Genomic DNA, 20,030 nt, shown 5'->3' with positions numbered 1-20,030 from the left:
GGGCGTTTTGAATATGTTATTTTGAAAGTAACACAGGGAGACTTTCTAACCCTCTTAAAAAGACATTTTTTCTCCATTGGATGTCATCAGGCGCTGCCGCGAGTTCAATATCCGGGAATCTCTTCAGAAGCGCGTTAAATGCAATGTGGCCTTCTAGTCTGGCAAGCGGCGCTCCTAAACAGAAATGAATGCCAAAGCCGAAAGAAATATGTCTGTTAGGCGACCGATTTATATTTAGTATTTCCGGGTTCTCAAAAAAGCTTGGATCGCGATTGGCAGATCCGATGCCTATAAAGATCATGTCTCCTCTTTTGATCGAAAACCCCTTGTATGTAAAGTCCTCGATGGCCCACCGATTTGCCATCATCACAACAGGCGAGGTGTATCGCAGCAATTCTTCAACAGCTGTAGCGATCATTTCAGGATGCTGCTTGAGCTTCTCACATTCCTCCTTGTGCTGAAGCAATGCGAGAGTGCCCGATCCAAGCAAGTTAACAGTTGTTTCAAGACCCGCTACAACCAGTAAAAACAGCATCGAATAAAGCTCTTTTTCGCTTAACTTGCTGCCGTTTTCTTCAGCATGCACAAGTTTGCTGATTAAATCGTCTTTTGGCTGTATTCTTCTGTCGTGGATCAGCTTGGCGATATAGTCTTTAAATTCATGAAGGGCTTGATTAGTCAGCTCTCTGTTACTTTCAGAGGTATCAACCATCGCATTGGTCCAGATTTGAAACTGTGCCCGATCCTTTTTAGGAATTCCCATCAATTCAGATATAACAATAAAAGGCAACGGGGATGCGAAGGATTTCATGATGTCCGCTTTCTTTTCTTTTTCCATTTCATCTAAAAGCTGTTCAGAAATGTGTTCGATGTTGCTGCGCAGATTTTCAATCGTTCGGGGAGTAAATGCTTGATGAACAAGTGATCTCAAGCGGGTGTGATCAGGTGTGTCTTTTGCCAGCATATGATCGGATACGAAATCGATATCCTCGCTGACGTTGAGCATTTTGATTTGTTCTTGGCTCATCACGTTTTTAACGTCTCTTGTAATCCGATTGTCTTTTAAAAAGGCCATACAATCATCGTATCGGGTAATTAACCAAGCCGGATATGTACCTCCGAATCGTTTTAATTCAAATCGGTGAAGGGGATCTTCCTCTCTAAATCGGCCCAAAACTGAAAAAGGATTGTGATGAAATTCTTTTCCGTGCGGATGAAACATCAATTTTTCCATTTGCATTCTCCTCGCCTAATAGGGTAAATAGATGTTTTTGCAGAACCAGCTTGTGAAATACAGAATTGTTTGAAACTTAATCCTGTCTCTAAAACTATATATCTATTTTAGGCGTCATTCAATAGGGTGAAGAACGAAAAAATGAAAAAGTGGCTTCATGTAAAGCAGCGCCTTTGAATGATAGCTCAAAGGCGCTAAGCTGTATGATTTTGATGAAAGTGACCGTCAGCTGTGCTGGACATCAAATGTATAGACTGCACGATCTGTTACGACCTTCAATCCTTCGTTTTCTTGGTGAATATGAATATCACCTAATAAAGGAATCTCATAGGCGTTTTGCGGAAGCGGTATGTTGCCTTCTTCTGTGAATGTTGTTCCTTCGCCTTCTAAAACGAGTTCTTCATTTGCAACATAGTCATCAGGATGATTGGTGCTGCGTATCCCCACTTTTTCAAGGTGGAGAACAATCTGATCCAAGTCAGAAATCTCTTCATCATGGGTCAATTCACCTTTTCTAATATCAAGTGTTTGGCCGACTTTTGATTCCAGCCATTGAGAAAGCTGTGTATTCGGGTGTGCCATCAATATTCCTCCTTTTGATCTACACGATACTATTCCCAATTGCTGCATCTTTTACACGGAAAAGAGCCGCCTCGCCCTTTATGTATGAAACAACTTGTTGTTCAGTGCCTTGATATAACGTACGGCAGAACGCTGGACCGCGTCGTCGGCATTTTCTTTGACAACTTTTGAAAAAGCATTATAAATCCGGTTAAATTGAAGCGGTTTCACTTTGGCTGCTATTTCTTCAACTTTGGAGGCGGGGAGGGGAATGAGATTTGGATAGCTGTACATAAAGCTGACCCAGTTCCGATCGGCCGCAACCGCAATGATATCCCCGGTCAATAGACAGCCTTTCCCTTCATTGCCGTTGCGCCAATGGAGAACAGCACCGCCTTTAAAGTGTCCGCCCAAGCGGTAAAGGTCCAGTCCTGGCTTCATCTTGAGCGTTTCCCCTGACCAGTACTGAGTGTGATTGCTTGGCCTTGTCACCCATTCTTTGTCGTCCTCATGAATATAGATCGGGGCCTGAAACGCTTCAGCCCACTCCACCTGAGCAGAGTAATAATGAGGATGAGACAGAGCGATAGCTTGAATTCCGCCTAATTCGTCGATTTGCTTAATTGTCTTTTCGTCAAGATATGAAATGCAATCCCATAGCACGTTGTAGCCCTTATGCTGGATCAAATATGCTGTTTGTCCGATCGCAAACTCTGGTTCAGTTTTGATGCTGTAAAGATGTTCTTCTGCTTTTTTGAGGATGTTTTGAAGGTTTCCTTTTTCACGCATGTCTGCAAGGGTTGTCCAAGCTTGTCCATCCGGATGAATATACTGTCTTTCGTCATCGCAAATCAGACATGAGTCCGGCGGATTTACTGTTTGCGCATGTTGTACACCGCATGTCTCGCAGATATAATATGGCATTTCTGTCACTCCCTTCATTTATTTTCTATATTTTATCCCATTATTATGAAATTTGAAAATATAAAGCCGGCAAGTCTACTGAGAGATTTGCCGGCTCTATGAAGCTGTCTATTGGCCGGGAACGGAATTTTCTGCGTTGACAGCGCCCGCGCCGTAAACATTCGGATCTTCATCTTTCCATTTGTCCGTGCCATTTTTCAAAAGCTCTTTCACTTCATCAGGTGTAAGATCCGGGTTTTGCTGCAGGATTAAAGCTGCGATTCCTGCACATATTGGTGTTGCCATCGATGTTCCTGACATTGTAAAGTACTGAGATCCTACACGGCTTGACTTTTGAAGCTTATCGATATAAGAATTTGGAGAGCGAAGGGAAATGATATCAACACCCGGCGCTAAAATATCGGGCTTTACTTTCCCGTATACTGTCGGCCCGCGGCTTGAGAAGGAAGCGACCGTATCATCATCGCTGCTTGCGGTATCGTTATCGTCAAGGGCACCTACTGTCATCACCTTTTCGCTCACGCCCGGGCTTGCAATGGTTTGTGGATCAGGCCCAGAGTTTCCGGCAGCGACACAGACGACAATCCCAGCGTTCCACGCTTCGTCAACCGCTCTGACTAACGGGTCTTCCTGTTCATTATCATATCTAAGCGCATCGCCCCCGAGCGACATACTGATAATATCGATCGGTTCATCCGGATTATCCTCATTATATTGAATACACCACTCTACACCTTCAATAATGTCCGCTAATGTTCCTGAACCTTGCTTGTTCAATACCTTTACGCCGATTAGATTGGCTTCAGGCGCAGGTCCACGGTATTGGCCGGAAGAGGATGCGCCGCTGCTGGCGACATCACCTGCACAGTGTGTGCCATGGCCATTATCATCATACGGCTCAGTTTTTTGATTGACCATGTCGGCGAATCCGATAATCCTGCCTTCTAAATCAGGGTGCGGGTAGATTCCTGTGTCGACAACAGCGACAGTAACACCTTTTCCTGTCAGGGTTTGCCCGTTTCTGACAACTTCCTTCGCGTGGCTTGCTTCGGTTGCCGTGTCTAGAAGCGCTTTGACTTCACGGTTTAAATACACTTTGCGGATATCACTGCATTCAGAAAGAAGTAAATCTAGCGCTTGTGGGGTCACCTCCGCGCTGCAGCAATTGATTGTGTTGAAGCGTCTTTTTAGCTTGCTGCGTTTTTCTTTTTGCAGCACCTCTCCAGCCATTTGAAAGCCGGTCTCGTGACAGCCTTCCTCAAATTCAATAATGACCGACAATTTTTTTCGGTTTTTCAATTTGGTTTCGAAAAACTGATGCAAGAAGCAAGGAGTCCATTTGAAGGGCTTGTAAAGCTGCAAGACGCTTTCCCGTAACGGCCAATCTAGCTTATGAGCATTTGCTCTCACCATTTGTACCATAGAGTACCCAAACATGTATTTTCCTCCTATTATAAGGTATTCTGTATACTCTATGAACGGATGATAGGTTTGGTAAGTTTGTTTGTCCTTCATAGTAAGCGGACAAGAGTTGGTTTTAATGAATCTTTTGAATCAAATACGAAAGATTCAGGAGAGGAGGCAATCATTGGGGATTGAAAAAGAACATTTGTTCGTATTATAATGTTGTCATCAAACTGGCAAGGAGAGAACAACGTATGAATTTCTTCTTACATCGGTCTTTAGAAAGCCAAATGCCAATCAGCATTATATATATGAAGAAAGACGGAACGATTAGTAAAAGAACAATTATTGTAAGGCAGAAAAGCAAAACGCAAATCAAAGCTTTTTGTTTTTCGAAACAACAGATCAGAACGTTTTTGTTAGACTCTATTCTCTCTTGTGACTTTGTGAGAACAAATAAGCAAAACTTCCATTTTTCAGGCCGATAACAGGCTGTCCGTCTCAGCATGCCGGACAGCTGCTAAAAAATCTCCTTACACCTCTATACATGTATTTGCCAAGTGAGGTTGTTCCTACCTTTTTTGTCTTTCCTCTCAATCTTTTTTCACTCATATTTGAAACGAACCACTATTAACCGTGACAATCAATTGATTTTTTGAAACCGGGAACTTTTTCACTGATGATATAGTGTATACAATGGTAAGATAAAACCTATTGGCTAAACCTCATATAATGAACCGCGCCATTCTTATGAAAGGAGTTAAACATGAGAAGATTTTTACTAAATGTCATATTAGTCTTAGCCATTGTCTTATTTCTGAGATATGTTCATTACTCATTAGAACCTGAACCATCTAATCAGCCAGATACATATTCAAATTTCAGCAGCTTGGCAGAAAATGAGAGCCCAGCCAATTATGATATTTCTTATAATGAAAAAAAAGGAAGCAAAGTCTTAATTATGTCTCCGCATGGCGGAAGAATTGAAGGCGGAGTAAGTGAGCTTGTGCGGTATTTCAATAATGAATACTCTACATACCTGTTTGAAGGCTTAAAGTCACACGATAACCAAACACTGCATATTACAAGCACCAACTTTGATGAGCCATTGGCTAGAAAAAAAATCACGGAGCATCAATATGTTGTGGCTTTTCACGGATATAAAGGGGAAAGCAAGAATACACTTGTTGGAGGCACAGACCGAAAGCGTGCGAAAATGATCGTAAGGGCCCTCGAGAGAAGAGGGTTTTCAGCTGAGTTAGCGTCATCTAAAAGCGGCCTTGCTGGATTGAATGCCGAAAACATTAACAACAAAGGGGAAACGGGGCTGAGTATCCAGCTGGAAATCAGCCGCGAGCAGAGAGAAGCATTTTTCGATGATTTTTATTATAAAAATAGGAAATACACAAAGAACAGTGAATTTTATGATTATGTCCGTGCAATCAACAGTGTCCTTGAACAAGAGTATTCATAACAAGCAGACAAGAAGACAAAATAAGAGAAGATCAGTAGACTGAAATAGGATCATTAAAGGAGGCAAAACAGACGATGGCAGATCATCATTTTTATTTAAAAGCGAACTGGCCGGGTAAACGCAACGACGTTGGTACGATCGAAAGCGGAAACCTCATCACATCTATTTCCATTCCTAAAGAAATGGATGGACCGGGAGAGGGGACCAACCCGGATGAAATGCTTCTCGGGGCGGCAGCAACCTGTTACATTATTACACTTGCTGCGATGATGGAAAGAAGCGGGCTGGAAAAAGAAGACCTGCAGATGGAGTCAGAAGGTATTGTCGACGTCACCAAAGGAGTCTTTACATACAAAAAGATCATTCACCGCCCCTCCGTCGTGCTCAAACAAGATGCTTCACAAGAGGATGTCGCATTGGCGCACAAGCTTTGTGAAAAGGCGGAGTCGTCTTGCATGATTTCACGCGCCATTCAAGGAAATGTCGAGGTGCAGCTTGAAGCCTCTGTAAAACGGAGTGGTGAATAAAAAACAGACGGTCACTCACAGACCGTCTGTTTTTTTTCTTCAGCAGGGGCTTTCGATTGATTTAAAACGACGACGCCTGCAATGACAAGCGTGAGCCCGAATACTCCCTTTAAACTGATGGTTTCGCCAAAAAGCAAAAATCCGACAATGGCTGTAAGCGCCGTTCCAACACCCGACCATGTCGCATACGCGCTTGATAAGTCTAATGTTTTTAAAGAAAAGCTTAGAAAGGCAAAAGCAGAAAGAAATCCGCCAATGACTCCGATAATGGGCCACGCTTGTGTAAATCCTTCTGAAAGCTTCAGCATCGTGCTCCCGAAAACCTCAGATACAATGGCAAGAGCCAAATAAAGAAATCCTTTCATCATCATCAACACTCCCTTACTGCCAGTTAAGCAACACAACTCCTGAAATTAATAAAAGGATTCCGATAAGTCCTTTCACGTTCAGTTCTTCCTGAAACCATTTCACTCCGATCACTGCCGTCAGCACCGTGCCCACACCGCTCCAAGTTGCATACGAGAGGCTGAGGGGGATATGATTTAAGGTGAGTGACAGCATGTAAAGGGCGATGAAATAGCCAATCACGACCAAGGCGCTGGGCTTCCACTTTTTGAAGCCGTCAGACACTTTCAGCATGGCCGCTCCGATTGATTCCGAGCATATGGCAATCGTGAGGAATATGTATCCTATTAACATCGTAAATGCTCCTCACTTCAAATGTGTCTTGAGATCATAAAATCGTCAGCTAGAAAAATAGTAGTGTATGCCTAACAATGAGTCAAGAGATTCGTTTCCGGTCCCATAAAAAAGACCCCTTTTTAAGAGGTCTGTTGTGCTTAATAGTAATAAGGATATGGAGGATAGTAGGGATATCCGCCATACAAATAAGGATTAAATAAAGCGCTTCCTATAAGCCCACCTGCAAGGCCTCCGATAAACGGCCCTCCAAAAAAACCAAATGGCCGGCCAAAACCAAATCCATAGCCAAATCCAGGTCTTCCAAACCCAAATGGCCTTCCGAATCCGTAAGGCCTTCCAATGATCCTTGTATCTGCAGCAGTGAAATAATGATCTACCTCATTCATGTTTTCTTTCCTCCTGTCATAAAGTGTAGATGATGCAGTGTATTCAGCCTACCCGGATTTGATTGGGCGTTTGATGAAAAAGAAGGGGTGTGAACACATTGGGCCTGTATCCATCTGACTGGTCAAAAGCGCCGCCTCACGTACATGCTTATCTTGCCAAGACGACCAGAGAACAGGGACATTATCATCTCATTGAAGGGTTTACTCAGCCGGCAAACGGATCGAACACAGATCAGCATACACACTACTTTTCAGGGATTACGTCGTTTGAAAACGGACACTTTCACCGGTATTACGGAATCTCGGGCCCTGCGATTCCCCGGACAGACGGCACCCATTACCACGAAATCGAAGAAACGACGTATCTGGCCTATAATGAGCCGATTGAGATCCGGTACGGAGGCGTTGTGTATGACCCGAATGATGACGGAAGAAAAACGCATCGGCATGCCCTGAAAGGAAAGACGAGAGAAATCGTCGGCAATGAGCCGCTCGGCTGGTAGAAGGATGTTTACCGATGCAAAAAAAGGGCAAAATGGATAGGTGGTTGTACATGATGAATGATATAATGGGGGGAGATTTATAAAAGAGAGTGATACATATTGAATAATACGAAGCAGCCCGTTGTCATTTTAGTAGGGCCGACGGCAGTGGGGAAAACAAATTTAAGTATTCAGCTGGCTAAATCCTTGAACGCGGAAATTATCAGCGGAGATTCGATGCAGGTTTATAAAGGGATGGATATTGGAACAGCTAAAATCACCGAACAGGAGATGGAGGGAGTGCCTCATCATCTGATTGACATTTTAGATCCCCGAGATTCCTTCTCCACCGCAGATTATCAAAGCTTAGTGAGAAACAAAATCAGCGAGATTGCCAAAAGAGGAAAGCTTCCGATGATTGTCGGCGGTACAGGGCTTTACATACAATCTGTGCTTTACGATTATACATTTACGGAAGAGGCGAACGATCCTGCGTTTCGGCAGAGCCTGCAAATGGCTGCTGAGCGGGAAGGCGCTGACTTTCTTCATGCCAAACTCGCTGCGGCAGATCCAGAGGCAGCTGCTGCGATTCATCCGAATAATACGAGAAGAGTCATTCGCGCGCTGGAAATTTTACATACGTCTGGAAAAACGATGTCTCAGCATTTGAAGGAGCAAAAACGAGAACTCCTGTACAATGCAGTGTTAATCGGGCTGACAATGGATAGAGACACGCTTTACGCTAGAATTAATCAGCGTGTTGATATGATGATGGAGGCAGGTCTTCTTTCGGAAGTGAAACGCCTCTACGACAGGAATGTGAGGGACTGTCAATCGATTCAAGCGATAGGCTATAAGGAGCTATTTGCACATTTTGACGGTTTTGTGACGCTTTCTGATGCCGTCGATCAATTGAAGCAGAACTCAAGGCGGTATGCGAAACGCCAGCTGACATGGTTTCGCAACAAAATGCAGGTGACCTGGTTCGATATGACACCACCCGTTGATATGGAGCTGAAAAAAAAGGAAATTTTCACACATATAGCAGGAAAACTCGAACTTTAATCGAAACTGTATGATATAGAGAATCAAGGAGGACGAAACATGAAACCGATTAATATTCAGGATCAGTTTTTGAATCAAATCCGGAAAGAAAATACGTATGTCACTGTTTTTTTGCTGAATGGCTTTCAGTTGCGGGGCCAGGTGAAAGGCTTTGATAACTTTACCGTATTGCTGGAATCGGAAGGGAAGCAGCAGCTTATATATAAACATGCGATCTCAACGTTTGCGCCGCAAAAAAACGTCCAGCTTGAACTCGAATAGATCAAAAAATACCATGTTAAGGCATGGGGAGGCTGTCGGGGGAATTCCGGCAGCCATTTTTTAAAATTGATCCACTTTCGTTTTCCAAGCCTTTTTGTAAGCTGACCATGCCAAGGCACGGTCTTTTTTTATGAGATCAACATATGTGAATTTAAATGGTATATTATGTATAAAAAAGAATCTGGGAGTGACGCGACCTTGTTTGAAAGTGAGACAGAACTGAGACGGATCAGGATTGCGCTTGTGTGGATAGCCGTATTTTTGCTGTTCGGGGCGTGCCGGAATCAAGACACCATCATTGAAACAGACAGCGGCAATTCAGGTTATGAAACGCCTCAGCCAACCTCGTTTCCTCTTGAACATAATCATTTTGGCGTTGTGGAGGACGGCTATATCAAAATTTATGAGTATAATGAGTCCCGCAATGAGGTAAAGCTGAAAAAAGAATATTCGGATGATGATGAGCTTGAATAAAATTCACAAGCATCCGAATTTACAAAGCGGATGCTACCCGCTAAACTAAATACAGACACAGATCAAACAGAGGGTGAAAACATGAAGCATAAAGTGATCGTGAATCATTGGGAAGAAATTTGCGAAGATGATTCTTGCTATGAGTACGGAACAAGCATCATTGTGAACGGAAAAGAATTAATCAGAGAAGCGTCAATTATCAGCGCCTTGAAGGCGGTTTTAGAAGAGATCGGTGCGGATGTTGAAATAGAAGAAACAGTAGAGAGCGAAAAATGCTGTGATAGCTTAAGAAAAAAAAATCTAGACTACTAAGCAGTTTTTTTTCATGTTATGATATACATCGGCTTAAAAACGACACCCCGAGTAGGACGAGAGATCATTCTCGTTCTGCTCTCTTTTTTGGGCCCTGATGAGCCTGCCCATTTGCCTGATTTGATCAAAATATGAATTTTTCACGAAAACAAATCTATATATTGTGTTTTTGTTAGAGGATAGTATACTATATATAGTGTTAGTGATGAGAGATTCATATTTTTTGATAGGTCGTGATAAAACGTGGTACAAATCATATTTGATTCGAAAACAGGGAATGTTCAGCGGTTTGTGAATAAAATAGACTTTCAGCAGATACGCAAGGTGGACGACATTGACCACATGGACACTCCGTTTGTTTTGGTCACCTACACGACGAACTTCGGTCAGGTACCGGCATCAACACAATCATTTCTCGAAAAATACGCCCATCTTTTATTAGGAGTCGCTGCGAGCGGCAATAAAGTATGGGGCGATAACTTTGCAAAAAGCGCCGATACCATTTCAAGACAATATCAGGTGCCGATCTTGCACAAATTTGAACTCAGCGGCACATCTAAAGACGTTGAATTGTTTACTCAGGAGGTAGAAAGAGTTGTCACAAAATCAAGTGCCAAAATGGATCCAGTTAAATAACGAAATCATGATCCAAAAAGATGGAAAATTCCAGTTTGATAAGGATAAAGAGGCTGTACATAGCTATTTTGTAGATTATATCAACCAAAACACAGTTTTCTTTCACGACTTAAAAGAGAAGCTGGATTATTTGATTGAAAACCAATACTACGAAGAGGAATTCTTAAGCCTTTATTCTTTTGAAGACATTAAAGACGTGTTTAAGACAGCTTACGCTAAGAAGTTTCGTTTTCCTTCCTTCATGAGTGCGTTTAAATTCTATAATGACTATGCTTTGAAGACGAATGACAAGAAAAAAATCCTCGAGCGTTATGAGGACCGAATCTCAATTGTTGCGCTGTTCTTCGCAAACGGCGACACTGAGAAAGCAAAAGAATATGTGAACCTGATGATCAATCAGGAATATCAGCCGAGCACACCGACATTTTTGAACGCCGGCAGAAAACGCCGCGGTGAACTGGTGAGCTGCTTCTTGCTCGAAGTCAATGATTCTTTAAACGACATTTCAAGAGCGATCGATATCTCCATGCAGCTTTCTAAGCTGGGCGGCGGGGTTTCTCTTAACCTGTCCAAGCTTCGCGCCAAAGGTGAAGCCATTAAAGATGTTGAAAATGCCACAAAAGGCGTTGTAGGCGTGATGAAGCTCCTTGATAATGCGTTCCGCTACGCTGACCAAATGGGACAAAGACAAGGATCTGGAGCGGCGTACTTAAACATATTCCACCGCGATATCAATGATTTTCTTGATACGAAAAAGATTTCAGCGGATGAAGATGTACGTGTCAAAACGCTTTCTATCGGTGTTGTCATTCCGGATAAATTCGTTGAGCTTGCGCGTGAGGACAAAGCGGCTTACGTATTTTATCCGCACACGATTTATAAAGAGTACGGCCAGCATATGGATGAGCTGGACATGAACGAAATGTACGACAAATTTGTCGACAATCCCCGGGTGAAAAAGGAAAAAATCAACCCGCGGAAATTGCTTGAAAAACTGGCGATGCTTCGTTCTGAATCAGGCTATCCATACATCATGTTCCAAGATAACGTGAATAAAGTGCATGCGAATAACCATATTTCCAAGGTGAAATTTTCTAACCTTTGCTCTGAAGTGCTTCAGGCATCACAGGTTTCTTCATACACAGACTATGACGTAGAAGATGAAATTGGTTTGGATATTTCCTGCAACCTGGGTTCACTTAACATTCTCAATGTCATGGAGCACAAATCAATCGAAAAGACGGTTAAGCTTGCGACAGACTCTTTAACACATGTGTCTGAAACGACTGATATCCGCAACGCGCCTGCTGTAAGACGGGCAAATAAAGCGATGAAATCAATCGGTCTCGGCGCTATGAACCTTCACGGCTATCTTGCGCAAAACGGCATTGCGTATGAAAGTCCGGAAGCGCGTGACTTTGCAAACACGTTCTTTATGATGGTGAATTTCTACTCCATCCAGCGCTCAGCGGAAATCGCAAAAGAGAAGGGCGAAACGTTTGATCAATATGAAGGATCAACCTATGCGACAGGTGAATATTTCGAAAAATACGTTTCAACAGATTTCTCACCGAAACACGAAAAAATCGCTACTCTATTTGAAGGTATGCATATCCCGACAACAGAGGACTGGGAAAAGCTAAAAGCATTTGTGGCTGAACACGGCATGTACCACAGCTACAGATTATGCATTGCGCCGACAGGCTCTATCTCATACGTTCAATCAAGCACGGCGTCTGTCATGCCGATTATGGAACGGATTGAAGAAAGAACATACGGGAACTCAAAAACGTACTACCCAATGCCTGGGCTTGCATCTAATAACTGGTTCTTCTATAAAGAAGCCTATGATATGGACATGTTTAAGGTTGTGGATATGATCGGGACTATCCAGCAGCACATTGATCAGGGAATCAGCTTCACGTTGTTCTTAAAAGATACAATGACGACTCGTGATTTAAACCGAATCGATCTGTATGCACATCACAGAGGAATTAAAACCATTTACTATGCAAGAACGAAAGATACTGGGCAAGACAGCTGCCTTTCTTGTGTTGTTTGATTAAAGGAGAGTTTATAGTGACGAAAATTTATGACGCAGCAAACTGGTCAAAGCATGAAGACGATTTTACCCAAATGTTCTATAACCAAAACGTGAAACAATTCTGGCTTCCGGAAGAGATTGCTTTAAACGGCGATCTCCTCACATGGAAGTACCTCGGGAAAAACGAGCAGGACACTTATATGAAGGTACTGGCCGGACTGACTCTTCTTGATACAGAGCAGGGGAATACGGGGATGCCGATCGTGGCTGAACACGTAGACGGCCACCAGCGGAAAGCGGTGCTGAACTTTATGGCGATGATGGAGAACGCTGTCCATGCGAAGTCGTACTCTAATATTTTCATGACCCTGGCACCGACTGAAACGATTAATGAAGTATTCGAATGGGTTAAGCAAAATAAATATTTGCAGAAAAAAGCGCAAGTCATCGTCGGACTTTACAAAGCCATTCAAAAAGATGATGAGATTTCACTATTCAAAGCGATGGTTGCTTCCGTCTATTTGGAAAGCTTCCTCTTCTACAGCGGTTTCTATTATCCGTTATATTTCTACGGACAAGGAAAACTGATGCAGAGCGGTGAAATCATTAACCTGATCCTTCGTGATGAAGCGATTCACGGCGTTTATGTAGGTCTGCTTGCTCAGGAAATTTATAATAAGCAGACAGAAGAGAAAAAAGCAGAGCTTCGCGAGTTTGCGATCAACCTTCTGGATGAGTTATATGAAAATGAGCTTGAGTATACAGAGGACTTGTACGATCAAGTTGGACTCTCACACGATGTAAAGAAATTCATCCGCTATAATGCCAATAAAGCGCTGATGAACCTTGGATTCGATCCATACTTTGAAGAGGAAGACATTAACCCGATCGTTTTAAATGGATTAAATACAAAAACAAAATCACATGACTTCTTCTCTATGAAGGGTAACGGTTATAAAAAAGCGACAGTTGAGCCGCTCAAAGACGATGACTTTTATTTTGGAGATGAAAAAGAGCAGATCTAATATCTGCTCTTTTCGGCTTGAAGGTACAAATGAGGAGGACGCAGTAATCATGGGAAAAATGGACGAAATAATATTGGTCGCCCCGCGCGATGCCGTGTTTAAGAAAGAAAGCTTAACCTTCCAGGGTGTGAACAGTGAAGATAGCAGAGTAGCAGAAATCATGGCTCAGATCGAAGCGGGCTATCGTGAAATGAGAAGGGGAGATGCAGAAGAAGATCCTCATTATAAGCAGCCGATTCCTTATGTCGTCATTAAGCGGGAAGATGAAGTTTTCCTTTACGAGCGGCTGGCTGGCGGCGGAGAATCACGTCTGCACAATAAACTTTCTCTCGGCTTTGGAGGTCATATGAACTCCATTGAAAGAGCGGCTTCATTTACAGAAGTCTTAAAGCTGAACACAGACCGTGAGCTTGACGAAGAACTGCAAATCAACGAAGAGGATAAACAGGCGATTGTCACTCTGGGGCTCATCAATGATGATGAGAACAGTGTCGGCAAAGTGCATATCGGTATTCTGTCTGCGCTTCAATTAAAGTCTGGTTCACAAGTGGAAGTCAAAGAGAAAGAGCAAATTGCGGGAAAATGGATGAAAGTCTCTGAATTAAAACGGGACGACATCTATAACCGTCTGGAAACATGGTCTCAATTTGTTGTTGATATTCTTGAATAATAGAACCCGGTTTCTCGTGATGAGGAGCCGGGGTTTTTTATGAGACGCTCGTCCGCCTCTCGATTATGATTCTAGAATGACAATCGCGTCAAAGCCGGCATTTTTCGCTCTAGTGGCAAGGGCGTCTGCATTGGCTTTGGATAAAAATGCGCCAATCTGTACTTTGTATAATCCGTCCTTTAAAAGGACAATCGTGTCAAAGCCTTTAGCTTCGGCATTGCTTGCGAGTGAGTCCGCATTCGCTTTTACTTTAAATGCGCCGACCTGAACCTTATATAAGCCTGAACTGGAGGTCTTTTTAAGCTTAAAGGCTTGCTCCAATCCGTTTGCATGGCCTCTCGCTAAGCTTTGAATAAAGCTGCTTGTTTTCAGCTTATTCGCATCCGTTACGGTATCAATGAACCCGTTCTCAGTCAATAGGGCAGGCATTGCCGACTCCCTTAGGACGTGGAAGTTTGCTGTTTTTTTGCCGCGGTCTGCAAAGTTGACAGCTTGTATCACTTCAGAGTGAATCGCAGATTGGTAAATCGTCGTCGGGGCCCCCACACCCGGGTAAATATAGCTTTCAAAACCTGTGCCTCCCCCGGCATTAATGTGAATGGACAAAAAGAAATCTGCACCCCAGTTATTTGCAGCATTGGTCCGGTCGCTTAAGCTGACATATTGGTCGCTTGTCCGGCTCAGCAGCAAAGAAACGCCTTCATACTCATTTGTCAATATCGTACGCAAAGCTAAAGCGATTTGCAGGGTTAACGTTTTTTCTTGAAGGCCATTTCCTGTTGCGCCTGGATCAGAGCCGCCATGGCCAGCGTCAATAAAAATTTTAACCATTCTCTATCACCTCATTACAGGATATGAAAAAACACGACTTCTGCTTGTACGATTATCATTCGTCTGAAAAATAAGGAAATAACCCTTTCACATGCGGAAATTATTTCTCGGGAAAGCGCACAATTCAACATGAAGCGACAGCAGATTCTCTCTGAATGAAAAATGTGAAAAAATCATTTGTTTGTGAGTATTAGTATGATGGGGGCGGCTTGATTTCCGCTGATTCCATCTGGTCTTCGGCTTTGCATCAGGAATTTGAAACGTAAATGAATGCGCAGCGCTCCTTATATGCTGAGAAGAAAAAGGGAACGAAAACGTGTCGCTGAAGATAGACATCTCTTTATTAATAGAAGAAAAAGAAATGTCTCGGGCATCTTAGGCCGAATGAGGGCGTCAAATTAACCGAGTTTTGGCTTGGTTCCTGTTCAAAACCGAAAGCGCCATGCTAAACAGGGTGCGCGAAGGAGCTCTGGTGGGCTCTTCCGCTGACAAATTTGTTTGAGCTGTTAAAAGCGATATAGGAAATGTCCCTCAAGGGATGATAGAAACCTGATATTGAGTAAATAGTGATAATGAGGTTTATCTGTCAAAGGCATATCTCCGGTGTTCCTTACAAAATTGTTAAAAACAAAATCTCTTGGTTTGTCCACCCCATGTCCTTGAATACAATAAGAAATAAAGTATTTCTCGGGAAAGCGCAAGATTCCTTATCATTCCCGATAAAAGCAATTGTTTCGACACATGATAGGCGTTTGTCACAAAGGGCATCCGCTTGAATATCATATAGAGAGAACAGAGAGGTGAAAATGTTGGAGCGCGCTGTGACATATAAAAACAACGGACAGATCAACATTATTCTTAACGGACAAAAGCAGGTGCTGACGAATGCTGAGGCAGAGGCGGAATATCAAGCTGCATTGCAAAAAAACGAAGCGAAGCACGGTATTTTAAAGGAAATGGAAAAAGAGATGAGCACGTTGGTTGGGATGGAGGAAATGAAGCGTAACATCAAGGAAATATACGCTTGGATTTTTGTAAACCAAAAACGCGCGGAGCAAGGCTTGAAGGTGGGGAAGCAAGCGCTGCACATGATGTTTAAAGGAAATCCGGGAACAGGAAAAACGACGGTTGCTCGGCTGATCGGCAGGCTGTTCTTTGAAATGAATGTCTTGTCAAAAGGCCACTTGATAGAAGCAGAGCGGGCTGATCTGGTCGGGGAATATATCGGCCACACCGCCCAAAAGACGAGAGATTTAATCAAAAAATCATTAGGAGGCATTTTGTTTATAGACGAAGCTTACTCGCTGGCAAGAGGCGGCGAAAAGGACTTTGGGAAAGAAGCGATCGACACGCTCGTCAAGCATATGGAAGATAAACAGCATGAGTTTATTTTGATCCTCGCCGGATATTCTCGGGAGATGGATCATTTTCTCTCATTAAATCCCGGTCTCCAATCAAGATTTCCCATCTCCATTGATTTTCCGGATTATTCTGTCACCCAGCTCATGGAGATAGCGAAACGAATGATCGCAGAAAGAGAATACCAGCTGAGTCAAGAAGCGGAATGGAAATTGAAAGATTACTTAATGACAGTGAAAAGCACGACAAGTCCCATTAAATTCAGCAATGGCCGTTTTGTCAGAAATGTGATCGAAAAATCGATCAGAGCGCAAGCCATGAGGCTTTTAATGGGCGATCAATACTTAAAGAGCGACTTGATGACCATTAAAAGCCAAGATCTTTCCATTAAAGAAGAAGCGTCTGGCTCTGTATAGACCTCTCAGTTTTCGAGAGGTCTGTTTTTTGCTGTATTTCTAACTTTTCAAAGCAGTCGATTTGTGGTATACACATGCAGGGTTTGGTATGATAATACTACTGCCCAATATGCAAAAGAAAGGAACATCCATTTGAACGAACAGGAAACAAGACAGGAAAAAGCCATTTTAGTCGGATGTCAGCTGCCGCATATCACGGATGAGCATTTTGAAAATTCTATGGAAGAGCTTGCATCTCTGACAAAAACAGCAGACGGAACCGTATTGACCAGCGTCACTCAAAAAAGGAACAGGGCTGACGCCGCTACATATATAGGAAAAGGAAAGGTAGAAGAGCTGAAGGCATTGGTGGAAGAGCTTGAAGCTGATCTCCTTATTTTTAATGATGAGCTGTCGCCAAGTCAATTGAAGTCATTGGCAACTGCAATTGAAGTGAAAATGATTGACCGCACGCAATTGATATTAGATATTTTCGCAAAGCGGGCGAGAACGAGAGAAGGCAAACTCCAGATTGAACTGGCTCAGCTGCAATATGCACTTCCGCGTCTGACGGGGCAAGGAATTAATCTCTCCCGGCAAGGCGGAGGAATCGGGGCGAGAGGTCCCGGGGAAACAAAACTGGAAACCGACCGCCGCCATATCAGAAATCGTATTCATGAAATCAACACACAGCTTTCGACTGTCACTCGCCATAGAAGCCGATACCGTGAAAGAAGAAAGAAAAATGGCGTGCTTCAAATTGCGCTTGTCGGATATACAAACGCGGGGAAATCTACATGGTTCAACCGCTTGACAAGTGCAGACAGCTATGAAGAAGACCTTCTGTTTGCCACACTGGACCCGATGACCAGAAAAATGGTCCTGCCAAGCGGCTACAGCGTACTTCTGTCAGATACAGTAGGATTTATTCAGGATCTTCCGACGACACTGATTGCTGCATTTCGGTCAACACTTGAGGAAGTCAAAGAAGCGGATTTGATCCTGCATTTGATTGATTCCTCAAATGAGGATTACCCGGGACACGAAAAAACGGTGCTTCGGTTGCTTGAGGAACTTGAAGCCGATGGCATCCCGATGCTGACGGCTTACAATAAACGTGATCAAAAGCTGCCTGATTTTATTCCGACGGCCGGGAGAGATCACATTATGGTCAGTGCGAAATTTGAGGAAGACGCTTATACGTTTAAAGAGGCGATTCAGCGCTATTTGCGCCAAGAGCTGTTAACGTCTTTTGAAGCACGTGTGCCGGCAAGTGAAGGGAAGCTTCTTTCCAGAATCAAATCGGAAACGATGGTTGACCGGTTCTGCTTTGATGAAGAAAATGAACGGTACGACATATCAGGTTATGTACAAGAAGAGCAAAGCATCATCGGTGAATTAAAGAAGTATATGTAGGAAGGAAATACAAAAACATGTTTGACACATTAACACACGGAGAATTATTGAAAAAAACGGCAATGGAAGTGGAAGCGGACATCGCCGGCGTTCATAAACAAATAGAAGAAATTAGTGAGCGCAATGAATGGAGAGTGCTTCAAAGCTATAGAAAACACAAAGTAGGCGACACTCATTTTACGCCGTCTACAGGATACGGCTATGATGATATCGGGAGAGACACGCTTGAAAGCATTTATGCGGATGTGTTTGGAGGAGAAGCGGGTCTTGTAAGGCCGCAAATTATATCAGGCACACACGCCATTTCGATTGCTTTGTTCGGTGTTCTCAGACCGGGGGACGAGCTCCTTTATATCACGGGCAAGCCATATGATACGCTAGAAGAAATTGTGGGCGTCAGAGGCGGAGAAAACGCTGGATCATTAAAGGATTTTCAAATTGGCTACAATGCGGTTGATCTGACGGAAGACGGTAAAATAGACTATGATGCAGTCGCCGCTGCGATCAATCCGAAGACGAAAGTAATCGGCATTCAGCGCTCAAAGGGATATGCGAATCGTCCTTCTTTCTTAATCAGTGAAATAAAAGAAATGATCCGTTTCGTAAAAGAAATCAATGAAAACCTGGTCGTATTTGTGGACAACTGTTACGGTGAATTTGTAGAAGAGCTTGAGCCTTGCCATGTCGGAGCCGATCTGATGGCGGGATCTCTCATTAAAAATCCCGGCGGAGGTCTTGCGAAAACAGGAGGCTATCTCGTCGGAAAAGCGAAATGGATTGAAGCTTGCTCATACCGTATGACGTCACCGGGCATCGGCAGGGAAGCAGGGGCATCTCTTTATTCGCTCCAAGAAATGTATCAAGGCTTCTTTTTGGCGCCTCACGTTGTGTCGCAAAGTTTAAAGGGAGCGGTGTTTACCGCAAGATTCCTTGAAAAACTGGGCTTCACTTCAAACCCGAAATGGGATGCGAAAAGAACGGATTTGATTCAATCTGTTGAATTTAATGACAGAGAAAAAATGATTGCCTTTTGCCAGGCGATTCAATATGCCTCACCGATCAATGCGCACGTGACCCCTTATCCGGCCTACATGCCGGGATACGAAGATGATGTCATTATGGCAGCGGGCACATTTATTCAAGGAGCAAGCATCGAATTATCAGCAGATGGCCCTATCCGCCCGCCGTATGTAGCGTATGTTCAGGGAGGATTAACCTATTCGCATGTGAAGAATGCCATCTGCAGTGCAGTGGATTCACTCATGGAAAAACAATTAATTTAAATTTTTTAAAAATTTCACTGAATTTGATGTTAAGAATCCTTACATCTTATTGACACAAAATATAACATCACCTATAATGAAACTAAGTTAAGAAAAGGAGGAAATTGAGATGAGTGATAATATTCGCCGCTCAATGCCTTTATTTCCAATAGGAATTGTCATGCAGTTAACTGAGTTATCAGCAAGACAAATTCGATATTATGAGGAAAATGGACTGATATTTCCAGCGAGAAGCGAAGGGAATAGACGATTATTTTCGTTCCATGATGTAGATAAACTGTTAGAAATCAAGCACCTGATAGAACAAGGTGTAAACATGGCAGGGATTAAACAAATTCTGGCGAAAGCAGAAGCCGAACCAGAGCAAAAACAAAACGAGAAGACGAAAAAACCAATGAAACATGATCTGTCCGATGACGAACTGAGACAGCTCCTGAAAAACGAGCTCATGCAAGCCGGCCGTTTTCAAAGAGGGAATACATTCCGCCAAGGCGACATGTCCCGCTTCTTTCATTAATCCGTTAGCAACTGTTTTGCTATATACATTTACCTTTTAAGAGGAGGA

24 protein-coding genes are annotated in these 20,030 nt (G+C 43.2%); 16 read left to right on the top strand and 8 right to left on the bottom strand.

The genetic code is table 11. The features are described from left to right. Positions 1–16: 16 nt before the first annotated feature. From ACMX2I_RS12590 to aprX, 4 genes are all read right to left on the bottom strand, one after another. Entirely contained in the window at positions 17–1,234 is a 1,218-nt protein-coding gene (locus tag ACMX2I_RS12590; RefSeq protein ID WP_414957117.1) for a cytochrome P450 family protein, read from the bottom strand. A gap of 225 nt (positions 1,235–1,459) precedes the next feature. Then, positions 1,460–1,816 (bottom strand): hypothetical protein, encoded by a 357-nt coding sequence (locus ACMX2I_RS12585; protein WP_087991470.1) that lies wholly within the window; start codon positions 1,814–1,816, stop codon positions 1,460–1,462. Positions 1,817–1,894: 78 nt separating this feature from the next. Continuing rightward, positions 1,895–2,719 (bottom strand): MBL fold metallo-hydrolase, encoded by an 825-nt coding sequence (locus ACMX2I_RS12580; protein WP_414957116.1) that lies wholly within the window; start codon positions 2,717–2,719, stop codon positions 1,895–1,897. 108 nt (positions 2,720–2,827) lie between these two features. Continuing rightward, positions 2,828–4,156, bottom strand: a complete 1,329-nt coding sequence (aprX, locus tag ACMX2I_RS12575; protein ID WP_414957115.1) for a serine protease AprX — start codon at positions 4,154–4,156, stop codon at positions 2,828–2,830. A 221-nt stretch (positions 4,157–4,377) separates the two neighbouring features. Here aprX and ACMX2I_RS12570 point away from each other — a divergent pair, with 221 nt between their 5' ends. The 3 genes from ACMX2I_RS12570 (at position 4,378) to ACMX2I_RS12560 (ending at position 6,124) form a co-directional block, all read left to right on the top strand. Beyond that, positions 4,378–4,611 (top strand): hypothetical protein, encoded by a 234-nt coding sequence (locus tag ACMX2I_RS12570; protein WP_087991473.1) that lies wholly within the window; start codon positions 4,378–4,380, stop codon positions 4,609–4,611. 278 nt (positions 4,612–4,889) lie between these two features. After that, complete coding sequence (locus ACMX2I_RS12565) at positions 4,890–5,597, top strand: poly-gamma-glutamate hydrolase family protein (protein WP_414957114.1); 708 nt, start codon at positions 4,890–4,892, stop codon at positions 5,595–5,597. 74 nt (positions 5,598–5,671) lie between these two features. Continuing rightward, positions 5,672–6,124, top strand: a complete 453-nt coding sequence (locus ACMX2I_RS12560; RefSeq protein ID WP_394714969.1) for an OsmC family protein — start codon at positions 5,672–5,674, stop codon at positions 6,122–6,124. An 11-nt stretch (positions 6,125–6,135) separates the two neighbouring features. On the opposite strand, the gene ebrB is transcribed toward ACMX2I_RS12560, so the two are convergent. From ebrB to ACMX2I_RS12545, 3 genes are all read right to left on the bottom strand, one after another. Beyond that, entirely contained in the window at positions 6,136–6,489 is a 354-nt protein-coding gene (gene ebrB / locus ACMX2I_RS12555) for a multidrug efflux SMR transporter subunit EbrB (RefSeq protein ID WP_087991493.1), read from the bottom strand. Between the two features lie 16 nt (positions 6,490–6,505). Further along, positions 6,506–6,823 (bottom strand): multidrug efflux SMR transporter subunit EbrA, encoded by a 318-nt coding sequence (gene ebrA, locus ACMX2I_RS12550; RefSeq protein ID WP_087991476.1) that lies wholly within the window; start codon positions 6,821–6,823, stop codon positions 6,506–6,508. A 140-nt stretch (positions 6,824–6,963) separates the two neighbouring features. Then, positions 6,964–7,212, bottom strand: coding sequence for a hypothetical protein (locus ACMX2I_RS12545; RefSeq protein WP_087991477.1), 249 nt, complete (start codon positions 7,210–7,212; stop codon positions 6,964–6,966). 89 nt (positions 7,213–7,301) lie between these two features. On the opposite strand from ACMX2I_RS12545, the gene ACMX2I_RS12540 reads away from it, so the two are divergent. The 9 genes from ACMX2I_RS12540 (at position 7,302) to ACMX2I_RS12500 (ending at position 14,181) form a co-directional block, all read left to right on the top strand. Beyond that, entirely contained in the window at positions 7,302–7,715 is a 414-nt protein-coding gene (locus tag ACMX2I_RS12540; protein WP_414957113.1) for a YmaF family protein, read from the top strand. A gap of 99 nt (positions 7,716–7,814) precedes the next feature. Beyond that, complete coding sequence (gene miaA / locus ACMX2I_RS12535; protein WP_414957112.1) at positions 7,815–8,759, top strand: tRNA (adenosine(37)-N6)-dimethylallyltransferase MiaA; 945 nt, start codon at positions 7,815–7,817, stop codon at positions 8,757–8,759. Positions 8,760–8,798: 39 nt separating this feature from the next. Then, on the top strand, positions 8,799–9,020 hold the full coding sequence (gene hfq, locus ACMX2I_RS12530) for an RNA chaperone Hfq (RefSeq protein ID WP_003221097.1): 222 nt from the start codon (positions 8,799–8,801) through the stop codon (positions 9,018–9,020). Between the two features lie 198 nt (positions 9,021–9,218). Then, the gene (locus tag ACMX2I_RS12525) at positions 9,219–9,494 is read left to right on the top strand and encodes a YmzC family protein (RefSeq protein WP_414957111.1); all 276 of its coding nucleotides are present in this window, start codon (positions 9,219–9,221) and stop codon (positions 9,492–9,494) included. Between the two features lie 81 nt (positions 9,495–9,575). After that, on the top strand, positions 9,576–9,806 hold the full coding sequence (locus tag ACMX2I_RS12520) for a hypothetical protein (RefSeq protein WP_003238362.1): 231 nt from the start codon (positions 9,576–9,578) through the stop codon (positions 9,804–9,806). 243 nt (positions 9,807–10,049) lie between these two features. After that, the gene (gene nrdI / locus ACMX2I_RS12515) at positions 10,050–10,442 is read left to right on the top strand and encodes a class Ib ribonucleoside-diphosphate reductase assembly flavoprotein NrdI (RefSeq protein WP_087991481.1); all 393 of its coding nucleotides are present in this window, start codon (positions 10,050–10,052) and stop codon (positions 10,440–10,442) included. Continuing rightward, positions 10,402–12,504 (top strand): class 1b ribonucleoside-diphosphate reductase subunit alpha, encoded by a 2,103-nt coding sequence (nrdE, locus tag ACMX2I_RS12510; protein WP_414957110.1) that lies wholly within the window; start codon positions 10,402–10,404, stop codon positions 12,502–12,504. Before nrdI ends, nrdE begins: the two co-directional genes overlap by 41 nt. A 17-nt stretch (positions 12,505–12,521) precedes the next feature. After that, a complete protein-coding gene (nrdF, locus tag ACMX2I_RS12505; protein ID WP_087991483.1) occupies positions 12,522–13,511 on the top strand; it encodes a class 1b ribonucleoside-diphosphate reductase subunit beta in 990 nt (329 codons plus the stop codon). 49 nt (positions 13,512–13,560) lie between these two features. After that, positions 13,561–14,181 (top strand): hypothetical protein, encoded by a 621-nt coding sequence (locus ACMX2I_RS12500; RefSeq protein ID WP_414957109.1) that lies wholly within the window; start codon positions 13,561–13,563, stop codon positions 14,179–14,181. A gap of 63 nt (positions 14,182–14,244) precedes the next feature. Here the strand turns inward: ACMX2I_RS12500 and ACMX2I_RS12495 are convergent, their stop codons facing one another. Continuing rightward, positions 14,245–15,012 carry an N-acetylmuramoyl-L-alanine amidase gene (locus ACMX2I_RS12495; RefSeq protein WP_414957108.1) on the bottom strand — a complete coding sequence of 256 codons (768 nt, stop codon included), beginning with the start codon at positions 15,010–15,012 and terminating at the stop codon, positions 14,245–14,247. 806 nt (positions 15,013–15,818) lie between these two features. Here ACMX2I_RS12495 and spoVK point away from each other — a divergent pair. The 4 genes from spoVK to glnR all read left to right on the top strand — a co-directional run bounded on the left by spoVK (position 15,819) and on the right by glnR (position 19,982). Then, positions 15,819–16,787: a stage V sporulation protein K gene (gene spoVK / locus ACMX2I_RS12490; RefSeq protein ID WP_148961936.1), complete on the top strand. Its 969-nt coding sequence runs from the start codon at positions 15,819–15,821 to the stop codon at positions 16,785–16,787. A 132-nt stretch (positions 16,788–16,919) separates the two neighbouring features. Then, a complete protein-coding gene (gene hflX / locus ACMX2I_RS12485) occupies positions 16,920–18,182 on the top strand; it encodes a GTPase HflX (protein WP_367387408.1) in 1,263 nt (420 codons plus the stop codon). Positions 18,183–18,199: 17 nt separating this feature from the next. Continuing rightward, positions 18,200–19,465, top strand: a complete 1,266-nt coding sequence (locus tag ACMX2I_RS12480; RefSeq protein WP_414957107.1) for an aminotransferase class I/II-fold pyridoxal phosphate-dependent enzyme — start codon at positions 18,200–18,202, stop codon at positions 19,463–19,465. Positions 19,466–19,574: 109 nt separating this feature from the next. Beyond that, a complete protein-coding gene (gene glnR, locus ACMX2I_RS12475; RefSeq protein ID WP_003238341.1) occupies positions 19,575–19,982 on the top strand; it encodes a transcriptional repressor GlnR in 408 nt (135 codons plus the stop codon). Positions 19,983–20,030 lie beyond the last annotated feature (48 nt).

The organism is Bacillus sp. SW14 (assembly GCF_047608225.1).
In the GTDB taxonomy this organism is placed as follows: Bacteria; Bacillota; Bacilli; order Bacillales; family Bacillaceae; genus Bacillus; species Bacillus subtilis_G.
Note: the sequence above shows the minus strand (reverse complement) of the source record. Positions and strands in the feature narration are given on the sequence as shown.

What these genes read in the sequence shown, in the direction of transcription:
- ACMX2I_RS12590 (WP_414957117.1), bottom strand. Translation starts at nt 1,234, where the DNA reads ATGGAAAAATTGATGTTTCATCCGCACGGAAAAGAATTTCATCACAAT.
- ACMX2I_RS12585 (WP_087991470.1), bottom strand. Translation starts at nt 1,816, where the DNA reads ATGGCACACCCGAATACACAGCTTTCTCAATGGCTGGAATCAAAAGTC.
- ACMX2I_RS12580 (WP_414957116.1), bottom strand. Translation starts at nt 2,719, where the DNA reads ATGCCATATTATATCTGCGAGACATGCGGTGTACAACATGCGCAAACA.
- aprX (WP_414957115.1), bottom strand. Translation starts at nt 4,156, where the DNA reads ATGTTTGGGTACTCTATGGTACAAATGGTGAGAGCAAATGCTCATAAG.
- ACMX2I_RS12570 (WP_087991473.1), top strand. Translation starts at nt 4,378, where the DNA reads ATGAATTTCTTCTTACATCGGTCTTTAGAAAGCCAAATGCCAATCAGC.
- ACMX2I_RS12565 (WP_414957114.1), top strand. Translation starts at nt 4,890, where the DNA reads ATGAGAAGATTTTTACTAAATGTCATATTAGTCTTAGCCATTGTCTTA.
- ACMX2I_RS12560 (WP_394714969.1), top strand. Translation starts at nt 5,672, where the DNA reads ATGGCAGATCATCATTTTTATTTAAAAGCGAACTGGCCGGGTAAACGC.
- ebrB (WP_087991493.1), bottom strand. Translation starts at nt 6,489, where the DNA reads ATGAAAGGATTTCTTTATTTGGCTCTTGCCATTGTATCTGAGGTTTTC.
- ebrA (WP_087991476.1), bottom strand. Translation starts at nt 6,823, where the DNA reads ATGTTAATAGGATACATATTCCTCACGATTGCCATATGCTCGGAATCA.
- ACMX2I_RS12545 (WP_087991477.1), bottom strand. Translation starts at nt 7,212, where the DNA reads ATGAATGAGGTAGATCATTATTTCACTGCTGCAGATACAAGGATCATT.
- hfq (WP_003221097.1), top strand. Translation starts at nt 8,799, where the DNA reads ATGAAACCGATTAATATTCAGGATCAGTTTTTGAATCAAATCCGGAAA.
- ACMX2I_RS12520 (WP_003238362.1), top strand. Translation starts at nt 9,576, where the DNA reads ATGAAGCATAAAGTGATCGTGAATCATTGGGAAGAAATTTGCGAAGAT.
- ACMX2I_RS12500 (WP_414957109.1), top strand. Translation starts at nt 13,561, where the DNA reads ATGGGAAAAATGGACGAAATAATATTGGTCGCCCCGCGCGATGCCGTG.
- ACMX2I_RS12495 (WP_414957108.1), bottom strand. Translation starts at nt 15,012, where the DNA reads ATGGTTAAAATTTTTATTGACGCTGGCCATGGCGGCTCTGATCCAGGC.
- spoVK (WP_148961936.1), top strand. Translation starts at nt 15,819, where the DNA reads ATGTTGGAGCGCGCTGTGACATATAAAAACAACGGACAGATCAACATT.
- ACMX2I_RS12480 (WP_414957107.1), top strand. Translation starts at nt 18,200, where the DNA reads ATGTTTGACACATTAACACACGGAGAATTATTGAAAAAAACGGCAATG.
- glnR (WP_003238341.1), top strand. Translation starts at nt 19,575, where the DNA reads ATGAGTGATAATATTCGCCGCTCAATGCCTTTATTTCCAATAGGAATT.